The 12331-nt window shown below is 76.4% G+C and carries 11 protein-coding genes and 1 pseudogene; 8 read left to right on the top strand and 4 right to left on the bottom strand.

What is annotated here, in order from left to right; translation table 11 throughout:
* The first annotated feature begins 68 nt into the window (after positions 1 to 68).
* The 8 genes and pseudogenes from AC3WT4_RS11855 (at position 69) to AC3WT4_RS11820 (ending at position 8140) form a co-directional block, all read left to right on the top strand.
* Positions 69 to 686 carry an SIMPL domain-containing protein gene (locus AC3WT4_RS11855; protein ID WP_286186267.1) on the top strand — a complete coding sequence of 206 codons (618 nt, stop codon included), beginning with the start codon at positions 69 to 71 and terminating at the stop codon, positions 684 to 686.
* Positions 687 to 781: 95 nt separating this feature from the next.
* Positions 782 to 1513, top strand: a complete 732-nt coding sequence (locus AC3WT4_RS11850; protein ID WP_492315514.1) for a GOLPH3/VPS74 family protein — start codon at positions 782 to 784, stop codon at positions 1511 to 1513.
* A 161-nt stretch (positions 1514 to 1674) separates the two neighbouring features.
* On the top strand, positions 1675 to 2817 hold the full coding sequence (locus tag AC3WT4_RS11845) for an acyltransferase family protein (RefSeq protein WP_074807962.1): 1143 nt from the start codon (positions 1675 to 1677) through the stop codon (positions 2815 to 2817).
* A 349-nt stretch (positions 2818 to 3166) separates the two neighbouring features.
* Complete coding sequence (locus AC3WT4_RS11840) at positions 3167 to 3793, top strand: 50S ribosomal protein L25/general stress protein Ctc (protein ID WP_043656011.1); 627 nt, start codon at positions 3167 to 3169, stop codon at positions 3791 to 3793.
* Between the two features lie 121 nt (positions 3794 to 3914).
* Positions 3915 to 4517, top strand: coding sequence for an aminoacyl-tRNA hydrolase (gene pth / locus AC3WT4_RS11835; protein WP_108051168.1), 603 nt, complete (start codon positions 3915 to 3917; stop codon positions 4515 to 4517).
* 162 nt (positions 4518 to 4679) lie between these two features.
* Positions 4680 to 5801, top strand: a pseudogene (locus AC3WT4_RS11830) (DUF1972 domain-containing protein); the annotation flags it as partial.
* Between the two features lie 39 nt (positions 5802 to 5840).
* Positions 5841 to 6965, top strand: a complete 1125-nt coding sequence (locus AC3WT4_RS11825) for a glycosyltransferase (RefSeq protein WP_492315552.1) — start codon at positions 5841 to 5843, stop codon at positions 6963 to 6965.
* On the top strand, positions 6962 to 8140 hold the full coding sequence (locus AC3WT4_RS11820; protein WP_108051172.1) for a glycosyltransferase: 1179 nt from the start codon (positions 6962 to 6964) through the stop codon (positions 8138 to 8140). The genes AC3WT4_RS11825 and AC3WT4_RS11820 overlap by 4 nt, the downstream gene beginning before the upstream one ends.
* Here the strand turns inward: AC3WT4_RS11820 and AC3WT4_RS11815 are convergent.
* The 4 genes from AC3WT4_RS11815 to AC3WT4_RS11800 are packed head-to-tail and all read right to left on the bottom strand — an operon-like array spanning position 8071 to position 12182.
* Positions 8071 to 9084, bottom strand: a complete 1014-nt coding sequence (locus AC3WT4_RS11815; protein ID WP_108051174.1) for a glycosyltransferase family 2 protein — start codon at positions 9082 to 9084, stop codon at positions 8071 to 8073. The genes AC3WT4_RS11820 and AC3WT4_RS11815 overlap by 70 nt on opposite strands.
* A complete protein-coding gene (locus AC3WT4_RS11810; protein WP_492315513.1) occupies positions 9068 to 10387 on the bottom strand; it encodes a phenylacetate--CoA ligase family protein in 1320 nt (439 codons plus the stop codon). Before AC3WT4_RS11810 ends, AC3WT4_RS11815 begins: the two co-directional genes overlap by 17 nt.
* Complete coding sequence (locus tag AC3WT4_RS11805; protein WP_492315551.1) at positions 10384 to 11415, bottom strand: glycosyltransferase family protein; 1032 nt, start codon at positions 11413 to 11415, stop codon at positions 10384 to 10386. Before AC3WT4_RS11805 ends, AC3WT4_RS11810 begins: the two co-directional genes overlap by 4 nt.
* 5 nt (positions 11416 to 11420) lie before the next feature.
* Positions 11421 to 12182: a CDP-alcohol phosphatidyltransferase family protein gene (locus AC3WT4_RS11800; protein ID WP_108051178.1), complete on the bottom strand. Its 762-nt coding sequence runs from the start codon at positions 12180 to 12182 to the stop codon at positions 11421 to 11423.
* Positions 12183 to 12331: the final 149 nt, after the last annotated feature.

Here is a 12331-nt window from a genome sequence, read left to right as displayed (position 1 = left end):
CCGTCCGTGCCGCGCCCGCCCGGGTGAAACGGGAGCGAGCCCCGGGGGTCCGTGCGAGCATGGCGGCCATGAACGGCTCTGGGGTGACGACCACCGGTCAGGGAGCGGTGACGGCCACGCCCGACGTCGCCGTCGTCGAGCTCGGCGCCGAGGCGAGCGCGCCCGGCGTGCAGGACGCGCTCGACCGCGCCAACGCCGGGCTCGCCGCGGCGCGGGACGCGCTCGTCGCGCACGGCGTGGCGCCGTCCGACCTGCGCACGTCGCAGACGTCCACGTGGACCGAGCAGCGCGAGGACGGCCCGCGCACGACCGCCCGCCTCACGCTGCGCGCGACGCTGCGCGACGTGGGGGCGAGCGGCGAGGTCGTGCGCGCCGCGCTCGACGCCGCCGGCCCGGTCGGCCGGCTCGACTCGACGAGCCTCGCCGTGGGCGACCCCGGCCCGCTCGCGGCCGCGGCGCGCGAGGCCGCGTTCGCCGACGCGCGCGCACGCGCCGAGCAGTACGCCCGCCTCGCCGGCCGCTCGCTCGGCCCGGTCGTCGAGGTCCGCGAGGACGACGGCGCGCCCGCCCCGGTGGCACGCGTCCTCGCGGCGAAGGCGACGAGCGACGCGCTCGTCGTGGAGCCCGGCAGCCAGGAGGTCCGCGCGACCGTCACCGTCCGGTGGGAGCTCGCCGACCCGGCGTGACGGGGCCCGGCGTCGCCGACGGCGTGAGACCTGCACCGCGCACCGGTGACAAACGGCAGGTGCCCGGCCCCGTCGCGCGGTCCTAGCGTGGACGCATGCTCATCCTCGAGGACTACCTGCTACTCACGCTCGACGACGTGACCGGGAAGGCCGTCGTCGACGCCTCGTTCCGCGAGCAGGTCGCCGCCGGCGCGCTGCTCGTCGAGCTGGCCCTGCTGGGCCGGGCGGACCTCGCGGGCGACGGCGACGGCGGTCGGGTGGGCCGCATCGTCGTCCGGGACGCGTCCCCGACGGGCAACGCGCTGCTCGACGAGGCGCTCGACGTCGTGCGCGCGAAGGAGGGCTCCACGCCGAAGGCGCTCGTCGCGCCGATCGCGAAGCTCCGGCCCGCCGCCCGCGCGGTCGCGGCGCTCGCGGAGCGCGGTGTCCTGCGGCGCGAGGAGGGTCGCGTGCTCGGGATCTTCCCCACGACGCGCTGGCCCGCGGCGGACTCGCGCCACGAGGACGCCGTGCGCGCGGACCTGCGGCGCGTCCTCGTCGAGGGGCAGGTGCCGGACGCGCGCGCGGCGGCGATCGTCGCCCTGCTCGCCGCGACGGGCCAGGCCGGCCGGGTCCTCGCGACCGGCGGGTCCGGCGCCGACGCCGACGGCGGGCCCGAGCGCACCCCCGCGGGCCGCCGCGACGTCGACGCCCAGGCGCGCGAGATCGCGCGCGAGAGCTGGGCGAGCGAGGCCGTGCGCGCGTACGTCGACGAGGTCACCGCGGTGATCCTCGTCGGGGCGACCGTCGCGACGACCGTCGCGACGACGACGGCCGTGACGGGCTGAGCGCGCGATCTCGCCCGGGTGAAAAGGCGGCGGGACCCTCGTGGTCGCCGCCGTCGCGACGGTAGGTTCGCACGGTCCGCGTCGGTCCCGACGATCGGGTCTCCCGGTCCGGTCGTGGCAGTCCCCGCGCGGTCCCGTCCGCAGCGTCCGGAGGTGACGACGTGCCCCGGCAGCAGCCCGTCGAACGCGTGCGCCTGCGCTGGCCCGACGCCGCGCGCGGCCTCGCGATCCTGCTCGTCGTCGTGCTGCACGCGACGCGCGCGCTCGGGGACCTCGACCTCACCGGCGCCTGGGGCACGGTGCTCGCCGGGTGGGACCGGGTGAACGCGGCGCTCGGCACGATGCGCATGCCGCTCTTCTTCGCCGTCGCCGGCCTCTTCGCCGGGAAGTGGGTGCGCGGGCCGTGGCGCGCGCTGCTCGCGTCGAAGGTCGCGCTCTTCGCGTGGCTCCTGCTCCTGTGGCCGTTCGTCCGGGCGCTCGGCTACCTCCTCGGGGCCGTCGTCGCGGGCGACCCCGACCCGGTGCACGAGGCGCTCGTGGGGCTCGAGCTCCCGCCCGGCCTGGCCGACGACGGCGGCCCCGCCGTGCAGGTCGGCGCGGCGGCGCTCTCGGCGTGGGTGTGGCCGTCGGGGATCCGCTGGTTCCTCTGGGCGCTCGCGGTGTTCTTCGTCGTCGCGAAGCTCCTCTCGCGGCTGTCGCCGCGCGTGCAGCTGGTCGGCGCGGCGGCCGTGTCGCTCGCGGCGTTCGCGTTCGCGCTCGAGCTGCCGAACAACGCGTGGGACAGCGCGCCCAAGTACTTCGTCTTCTTCCTCGGGGGCCTCCTCCTGCGCGACCGCGTCCTCGGGCTGGCCGAGCGCCTCACGGTGTGGACGGGCGCGGCGGTCGTGGCCCTCTGGGTCGCCGGCTGCGTCCTCGCGGCGCACGTGGCGTCGGGCGTCCTGCTGTGGGTCGTGTGCGTGCTCGGCGTCGCGGCGGGCATCGTGCTCGGCGTCGCGACGAGCGGGCTGCGGCCCCTGCGCGCGCTCGGGACGCGGACGCTGCCCGTCTACCTCACGCACATGCTCGTCATCCACGCGATCCTGCTCGTCGGCGGCGGGGCGCTCGACGCCGTGCCCGCCCCGGTGGCCGCCCTCGCGCCGCCCGTGCTCGCGCTCGTGGCGACGTTGGTGTCGGTGGGCGTGTACGCCGTCGTCTCCCGGACCCCGGTCTACTGGCTGTACGAGCTGCCCCGGGGCCTCGCGCGCCGGCTCGCCGGCCGGCCCGCGGCCCGTCCTGAGACCGCCCGGGCCGACGCCACGCCCTGACGTCCTTCCCGACGACGGACGCAGGCCCTCGCGGCCGTGGTTCCGGGTCCGGCGGCGGGGCGCGGGTTTCCGACTCGCGCCGTGCCCGGGTACAGTTATCAGGTTGCCTCGGCGAGGGACGTCTGACGGCCGGCAGCGCTGGACCGGTGAGCACACCGGCGGCGCGGGACCGCACGTGTCAGCCAGACCTGTTGGATCTCCGTTATCGACTGGGCGGTCGTCCTCCTGCGCGCCCGTCACACGTCCCGCGCCGACGCAGCCGCCCGTCCGGGAGGCCCTCTCACCGTCCGGACAGCCGACCGTCCCCCACTGGCGGCCGGCCCGCAACGTTCTTCCAGGAGTGATCCACGTGTCCGAGATCAAGCTCGCCGCCGAGGCCCGTACCGAGTTCGGCAAGGGTGCCGCCCGTCGTATCCGCCGTGCCGACAAGATCCCCGCGGTCCTCTACGGGCACGGCAGCGCGCCGGTGCACGTCACCCTCCCGGGCCACCAGACGATGATGGCGCTCAAGCACTCGAACGCGCTCTTCTCGATCGAGCTCGAGGGCAAGGGCCAGCTCGCCATCGCCAAGGACGTCCAGCGCGACCCGGTCCGCAACGTCATCGAGCACGTCGACCTGCTCATCGTGAAGAAGGGCGAGAAGGTCGCCGTCGAGGTCCCGGTCGCCGTCACCGGCGAGTCCGCCCCCGGCACCATCCACCTCGTCGACCTGCAGACCCTCGCCATCGAGGCCGAGGCGACGCACCTCCCCGAGTCCGTCGAGGTCTCCATCGAGGGCCTCGAGGCCGGCACGACCGTCACGGCGGGCGAGGTGAAGCTCCCCTCCGGCGCGACGCTCACGACCGACGCCGAGCTCGTCGTCGTGACGATCTCCGTGCCGCAGGACAACTCGGCGGACATCGAGGCCGCCGAGGCCGAGGCTGCCGAGCAGGCTGCCGGCTCCGAGGCCGCCGCCGAGGCGACCGCGGGCGAGTGACCCCCCGCGCGGACCTCGTCCGCGCCATGCTCTCGGCGAGGCGTCCGGCACCCTGGTGCCGGACGCCTCGCGCGCGTCGGGAGCCGGGACCGTGCAGGACGTCAGCGAAGGAACGGTGCACATGAGCGACCAGCCGTGGCTCGTCGTCGGGCTCGGGAACCCGGGCCCCGGCTACGCCGGCAACCGCCACAACCTGGGCCACATGGTCCTGGACGTCCTCGCGGGCCGGGCGGGCGCCCGGTTCGCGCGGCACCCGCGCGCGCAGGCCGCCGTCGCGGAGGCGCGCCTCGGCATGCTGCCCGGCGGGCGTCCCGGGCCGCGCGTCGTGCTCGCGAAGCCCACGACGTACATGAACGTCTCGGGCGGACCCGTGGCAGGGCTCGCGAAGTACTACGGGATCGACCCCGAGCACGTGGTCGTGGTCCACGACGAGGTGGACATCCCCTTCGGCACCGTCAAGCTGAAGATCGGCGGCGGCGAGGGCGGGCACAACGGGCTGCGCGACATCACCAAGGCGCTCGGCACGAAGGACTACGTGCGGGTCCGGGGCGGCGTCGGGCGCCCGCCCGGCCGCATGGACACCGCCGACTACGTGCTCAAGGACTTCAAGGGCACCGAGGCGAAGGAGCTGCCCTTCCTCCTCGACGACGCGGCCGACGCCGTCGAGATGCTGCTCACCGAGGGGCTGCTCGCCGCGCAGGGCAAGTACCACGCCCGGGCCTGACCGGTCCCGCCCGCCGAGGCCCTCCACCCCGTCCCGCCTGCGGAAATCACCCGGGTGAGGCTCCGCGAACCGGGCCGCGCGGGCCCCGCGCGCCACTAGCCTCGCAGGAAGGCACAGGGCGGCAGGGCGGGAGTGACGGTGGCGGCGACGCTGAGCATCGCGATGGTGGGCACGCGCGGCGTCCCGGCACGGTACGGCGGCTTCGAGACGGCGGTCGAGGAGGTCGGCTCGCGCCTCGCGGCGCGCGGGCACCGCGTGCGCGTCTACACGCGCACGGGGAACACGGAGGACGTCGTCCGCGAGCACCTCGGCATGGAGGTCGTCACCGCGGGCGCGCTCCGCAGCCGCTCGCTCGAGACGCTGAGCCACACGGCCGTGTCGGTCGCCCACCTCGTCGCGCACCGCACGGACGCGGCCTTCGTCTTCAACGCGGCCAACGCCCCCTTCCTGCCGCTGCTGCGCGCGGCGCGCATCCCGGTCGCGACCCACGTGGACGGGCTCGAGTGGCGGCGTGCGAAGTGGGGCCCCGCGGGCCGCCGCTACTACCGCGCGGCCGAGACGACGGCGGTCCGGTGCTCCGACGCGATCATCGCCGACGCCCGGGGCATCCAGGACTACTACACGCGCGAGTACGGCGTGCCGTCGTCGCTCATCGCGTACGGCGCCCCGCTGCTCGACGACGACCGTGGCGCGCGCGTCGCCGAGCTCGGCCTGGCGCCCGGGGGGTACCACCTCGTCGTCGCGCGGTTCGAGCCCGAGAACCACGTGCAGGAGATCGTCGAGGGCTACGTGCGGTCCGCCGCGACGAAGCCGCTCGTGGTCGTCGGCTCCGCGCCGTACTCCGCGGAGTACACCGACCGCATCGACCGGCTCGCGCAGGGGGACGAGCGGGTCCGCCTGCTCGGCGCGGTGTGGGACCAGGAGCTCCTCGACGACCTCTACGCGTCCGCGTTCACCTACGTCCACGGGCACTCCGTCGGGGGGACCAACCCGTCGCTCCTGCGCGCCATCGGCGCCGGGGCGCCCGTCGTCGCGTTCGACGTCGACTTCAACCGCGAGGTGGTGCGCGACCCCGGCCTCTACTTCCGCGGTGCGCACGACCTCCACGGGATCCTGGAGGACGCCGAGCGCGACGACGTCGGGACGGTCGAGCGCGGCCATGCGAACCGCAAGCGCGCCGAGGACTACTCGTGGGACGACGTCGCCGACGGGTACGAGCGGCTCGCGCACGATCTCGCGGCCCGGCAGACGCCCGGGCCGTGGCGGACGGCGCGGCGCCGCGCCGGCGCCGCGGACCGGCAGGACGCGCCCCGCCCCGCCGCAGTGGCCGGTGACCCGGCCGCCGGTGACCCGGCCCTCGGCGACCCGGCCCTCGGTGACCCGCCCCGCCGGGTCCTGTTCGACGCCTACTGGTGGGACCGCGGGCCGTTCTCCAACCGGTCCGTCCAGCGCGCGCTCATCCACCACTGGCACGAGCGGTTCCCGCAGGACGAGCTCGTGCTCGCCGTCCGCGGCGGGGAGGTCGCCGCGCCGTCGGACCTGCCGCCTGGCGCGCGGACGATCGGGACGCGCCTGTACCCGCACGCGCTGTCGAACACGGTCGAGCTCGGGCGGCTCGCGCGCACGGTCCACGCCGACGTCGTCGTCGCCCACAACTACACGCCGCTCGGGCGGGTGCCGGCGGTGACGTTCGTCCACGACGTGATGTTCCGCGACCACCCCGAGTGGTTCTCGCGGACCGAGCGCGCGTACTTCGCGCCGATGATCCCGCTCCTGCGCGCGGCGGACGCGGTCGCGACCTCGTCGCGCACGGAGGCGGAGCGCATCGAGGGGCGCTCCGGCCGGCCGGTCACGCCCGTGGGGCTCGGCGTGCCGCGCGCCCTGACCGACGCCGTCCCGCGCCCGCCCGCGGGCGTCGACCCGGGGGTCCCGTTCGCGCTGTGCGTCGGGCGCCTCAACGTCCGCAAGAACCTCGAGGCCGTGCTGCGCGCCGTCCCGCTGTCCGGGCGGCTGGGGCCTGCGGCGCCCCTCCTCGTCGTCGGGGGGGCCGAGCACTCCGGCGTCGCCCCGGACCTCCCGCCCGGCACGGACGCGCTCCTCGCGAGCGGCGCGGTGCGGCTGCTCGGCGCGATCGACGACGCCGAGCTCGCGTGGCTCTACTCCCGCGCCGCCGTCACGGCGTTCCTGTCGCGCGACGAGGGCTTCGGGCTGCCCGTGCTCGAGGCGACGCACTTCGGCTCGCCGCTCGTGCTCGCCGACACCCCGGTCTTCCGTGAGCTCGCCGACGGCCTCGCGCGCTTCGTCCCGCTCGACGCGCCGTCGCGCGACGTCGCGGCCGCGCTGGACGCCGCCTGGGGGACGACCCCGGACCCCGTGGCCCGCGAGCGGCTGCTCGCCCGGTACGAGTGGGACCGCGTGGTGGAACGGCTGCGCGGGCTCGTCCCGTGACGCGGCCCGCGGCTGCCCAGGGGACCGAGCGCCCCGCCGCCCGGGCGGCGGCCCGGCCGCGCGTCGTCGTGCACCTCGCGCACGAGCAGGACCCGGTGGCCTGGCGCGCGCGGTACGCGGCGGGGGAGACCCTGGACCGCACGCCCTACGGCTACGACCTCGCCGCGGGGGCGTTCGACCTCGCCTGGAGCGTGTCCCACCGCGAGCGACCGGTCGTGGCCCGCGTCCGGCGCGCGCTCGCGGCGCGGATCGGGACCGACGTCGTGCACGCGTGGCGCAACCGCGCGCTCCTGGGGAGCGCGGACGTCGTGTGGACGCACACCGAGCGCGAGCACCTCGCGGTCGGCCTCGTGCGCACGACCCTGCCGCGACGCCGCCGGCCCGCCGTCCTCGCGGAGTCCGTCTGGCTCTGGGACCGGTGGGACGACCTCGGCCGCGCCCGCCGCCGCCTCTTCGCGGCCGTGCTGCGCGGGCACGCGGTCGAGGCGGTGCACAGCGACGTCAACCGACGCGTGGCGCTGGACCGCGTCCCCGGTCGGCGGGTCGTCCTCGTCCCGTTCGGGACGGCGCCCGCGACCGGGGAGGGGCGCGCGGCCGGGAGCCCCGCGTCCGCGCCCGAGGTGCTGGCCGTGGGCAACGACCGCGACCGGGACTGGGCCGTGCTGCGCGCCGCGCTCGACCTGCTGCCCGGGGTGACCGCGCGCATCGCGTCGCGGTCGGCGGCGGCGGCCCGGGTCGCGGTCCCGGGCCGGGTCGACGTCGCGCCCGCGGCGGGCCGCGCCGAGCTCGCACGGCTCTACGAGGGCTGCCGGGTCGTCGTCGTGCCGCTGCGCGAGAACCGGCACGCGTCCGGGGCGACGGCGTGCGTCGAGGCGATGGCGGCGGGCCGCGCGCTCGTCGTGACCGACGCGGGCGGGGTGCGCGACTACGTCGCCGGGACGCGAGCCCTGCTCGTCGCCCCGCACGACGCCGCCGCGCTCGCCGACGCGGTGCGGCACGCGCTGGGCCCGGGGGAGGCGACGAGCGCCGCCGACGTCCGGGCGCGGGGCCTGCGCCAGGAGGACTACGTCGCGCGGTACGTGCTGCTCACGCGCGCGCTCCTCGCTCAGGCGGAGATCCCCGCCGCGGTCTCGTCGTTCGAGCCGGTCGCCGAGGAGGCGGGGCTCGCACCCTGAGCCGCCACGGCGTCGCGGGCGTACTGCCGGTGCAGGTGCCCGAACGCGCCGGCGACCATGCCCCGGCCCCGGTGGCTCGTGCGCAGGCCGCGCGCGTCGCTCTCCACGTCGCCCGTCCAGCGGCCCCAGACGTGCCGCGCCGCGCCCGCGACGGTGCGCCCCGCGCCCCCGACGAGGGCGCGCGCCCGCACGAGCGCCCGACGCACGGGGCCCCGGGCGAGGCGGAGCTCGACCTGCACGGCGCCGTTTCCGCCGTTGAACGCGCGCCGCATGGCCCACGCCCGGGTCATGCGCTCGGCCGGGACGAGGTCCTCGGCCTCGGACTCGTTGCACCACACGATCCGGCCGCCCGCGGCGACGAGCGCGCGGGAGAAGAGCGTGTCCTCGCCCCCGGCGAGGCCGAGCGTGACGTCGAACCGGGTCCCGAGCGACCGCACCTGCCGCAGGTCCAGCAGGAGGTTGCCGCTCGCCGCGACGGGGATCTCGAGCCCCGTCGGGCGCGGACGACGGCGGAACACGCCCGTCGCGAGCAGCCACGGGTCGGGCTCGTGCGCGAACACGGAGATCACGCGGCCCATGACGGCGGCCGGCCGGCCCGTGTCGCGCCACGTGCCCACGAGGGCGGCGAGCCACCGCTCGCGCGGGCGCTCGTCGTCGTCGAGGAACGCGAGCAGGTCGGCGTCGGCCGTCTCGTCGAGCGCGCGGTCGCGCACGGCGGCGATGCCCGGGCGCGGCTCGACGACGTAGCGCACGGGCAGCGGGGCGTCCCGCACGACCTGCCGCGCCGACCCGGCGGGGTCGTTGTCCAGGACGAGCACCTCGACCCGGGCACCCTCCACCTCGGCCACCCGCTCGGGCAGCCGCGCGAGGAGCCCGGCGAGCGTCGCGGGGCGCCGGAACGTCGGGACCGCGACGACCAGCCGGAGCTCAGGAGGGGGCGTCACTGCGGATGAACCTCATCTTCCCGCCCACCTGCGGGATGTGGTCGACGAGCTCGAGCGTCACCGGCACGAGCCCGCGCGTCGCGCGGCGCAGCGTCGCGAGGGCCCGCTCGATGTCGGCGCGCTCGTTGCTCGCCGGGATGCAGCGCAGCGTCACCGCGTAGTCACGGCCCTGCACGATCTCGAACTGGCGCACCGAGAGCGGCGCGTGGTCGAAGATGTGGCCCAGCGCGCCGGCGATGGTCGTCCCGTCCGGGAGCCGGACGGCGTCGGACGCCCGCCCCGAGACGGCGCCGAGCCGGGGCAGGGACCGCCCGCACGCGCACGTCTCGCGGTGGATGCTGCTCACGTCGCCGAGGCGGTACCGCACCACGGGGAACACGCGGTTCGTCAGGTCGGTGACGACGACGTTGCCCTCCTGCCCGTCGGGGACCGGGCGGTCGTCGTCGTCGAGGATCTCGACGCGGCGCACGTCCCAGAACACGTGCATCCCCGACTGCTCGGCGCACTCGCCGGCGATCCACGGCACCTCGGCGCTGCGGTAGTGGTCGTAGACGGGGGCCCGGAGCGCCGTCGCGATCTCCGCACGGACGCCCGGGGCGAGCGGCGCGGCCGTGACCGCGACCGCACGCGGCGGCGCGAGCTCGATGCCCAGCCGCCCGGTGCGGCGGACCAGCTCGAGCACGCCCCCGCCGTAGCCGAGCAGGAAGGGCGGCCGGAGCCGGTTCCAGCGGCGCGCGAACTCGGTGACCGTCTCGTCCGTGATGCGGAACGCGTCGAGCTGCACGCGGCGGCTCGGGAGCCACTGCAGGTCGTGGCGGACGCGCGCGAGCCCCTCCAGCATGTGCCGGGTGATGATGCCGCGGTCCTCCCACGGCTCGACGCCCCACCACCGGAACAGGCGCCACTCGAGCGCGCGCGCCGGGAAGCGCAGGTCGCGCAGCACGTGCAGCGGGAGACCCGTGCTGCCGCCCGTGCGCGACGTCGCCGACGTGCGGTCCGTCGCCTCGTCGGTGCGGATCGTGTCGAAGTGCTCGCGCAGCGCGGTCTTGTCGACGAGGGGGAGCGCGTCGAGCACCGCGTCGTCGTGGAGGTCGGCGGCCGTGATCCCGGCGTCGCGGTAGAGGTCCCGGTAGAACGGGCTGTGCTCGGACGCGAACCGGGCGTGCCGCAGGGCGCGCTCGCGCGAGAGCTGCTCGAGCGCCGGCCCCGGGAGGGCGTCGTGCCGCACGAACGCGTCGAGCTGGGCCGTGCTGTCCCGGCCCACGACGGCCGCCTTGGCGCGGAACGCCGCCTCGGCGATCACGCGGCCCCCTCCTGCCCGGGGCGTCGGCGCGACCGCCGGCCCGCCAGGGCGGAGCGGTAGGCGCGGGCGTGCGCCGCCCCCGCGTCCGTCCACTCGCGGCGCGACAGGTCCGGCCGCGCGCCGTCCGGGATCGCGGCCGCCTCGGCGAGCGCCCCGACGAGGCGCTCGCCCGTGAGCCGGTCGTCGAACATGAGCACCCACGCGTCGCCCACCTCCTTCGCGAGGGCCTCGTTCACCGCGTTGCGCGGCACGAGGACCGGGCGGTCGAGCGACAGCGCGGCGAGCACGCTCCCGGAGTTGTGCATGAACCGGTACGCCAGCACCACGAGCTGCGAGCGCGAGGCGAGGGCGACGAGCTCGTCGTCCTGGAGGAAGCGCAGGGTCAGCTCGACGCCGGGCAGGTCCGCGGTCTCCGCGCGCAGCGAGGACTCGAGCTCGGCCGACGACGGGCGCCCGCCGATCTCCAGGCTCAGGTCGTCGCGCAGGGCGCGCGCCTCGCGGTAGGCGCGCACGAGGTCGCCCACGCTCTTGTAGCGCCGCACGCCGCCGAAGTAGCCCGCGCGCCCCGGGACCTGCTCGTCCCGGGCGTACCGGGCGAACCAGTCGCGGTAGTGGCCGTGGAGGATCGTGGTGCGCGGCTGCTCCGGGGGCAGCTCGGTCGTCTCGTTGAGGACGATGCGGTGGTCCGTCGAGCGGTCGACGCGGACCAGCAGCCAGCGCGAGACGCGCGGGACGTCGGGCAGCTCGACGTTGTGGACCGTCCGCACGACGACCACGCGGCTCAGGCGGTGCCGCACGAGGATCGCGGCGACGAGCACGTGCTTCGCGGCGGCCTTCCACCACGTGGTGCCCTCGAGCTTGCCCTCGGGCCAGTGCCAGTGGAAGACGTCGTAGCGGCCCACGATCGCCGTGCGCCAGTCGAAGCGCAGGTGCTCCACGGACGGCTCCGCCGCGAGGGCGGCGTCGAGCTGGGTGATGTACGGGTTCGTCGTCGGCCGCGGCGCGCGGAACGACTGCATCACCCGCATGCGCGTCACGAGGGGACTCCTGCCGTGGCCGTCGCGCCGCGTTCCAGGGCCTGGAGCGACCGGTACCACCGCACGGCCGCGACGGGGAGGACGAGCGCGTTCACGACGGCGAGCGCGGTGTACACGACGAGGAACGCGGAGGGGAGCCACAGCAGCGCGAACGAGAGGCACAGGAAGCCGTAGTCGGTAGGGAGCACCGCGAGCGTGTAGAGCGGGTGCTCGCGGAGCCGGCCCCCGGTCCCGTGCGCGGCCCCGCCCGGCGAGCCCTTCGCGCGGCGCACCAGGTCCACCGCGACGATCCCGAAGAAGAACGTGCTGCTCACGACGCAGAACGCGAGCGGCACGACGAGCCAGCCCGCGTCGACGTCGTAGTACCGGAACCAGCAGACGAGCACGGCGAGGTGCAGCGCCACGGTCTTGAACGCGTCGAAGAAGTGGTCGAGCCACTCGCCCGCCGCGCTGCCCGACCGCGAGAGCCGCGCGAGCTGGCCGTCCGCGGAGTCCAGGGCGTACCCGAGGACGAGGAGCACGACGGCCGCGAGCGACGACGCGAGCGTCGGCTCGGCGAGCGCGATCGTCGCGATCCCGGCGAGCGTGGTCGCCGCGCTGACGAGCGTCACGGCGTCGGGCGTGAGGCCGAGCACGTACGCGCCGGCGGCCAGCGGGCGGCCGAGCGGGCGGTTGACGAAGCGCGAGTACGCGGCCGCGCCGCTCGAGGACTTCTGCGCGTCGTGCAGTCGCGTCATCGCCGCGCCGAACTCGGACATGGGCACCTCGCGAAAGAGACGGGGGGAGCTTCTGGGAAGCGGCGGCGACGGATTGTCTGCCCGCCCCCGACCGTGCCGAGAATCGTATCCAGGCGGGGCCGGGTGAACAGCGGGTGAGGTTGTATCTCGCCCGGGTGAATTCCGGCGTC

Source organism: Cellulosimicrobium sp. EB106-03-01-XG111, assembly GCF_058792115.1.
The sequence above is the reverse complement of the archived record's forward strand: the minus strand, read 5'-3'. Positions and strand labels throughout refer to the sequence as shown.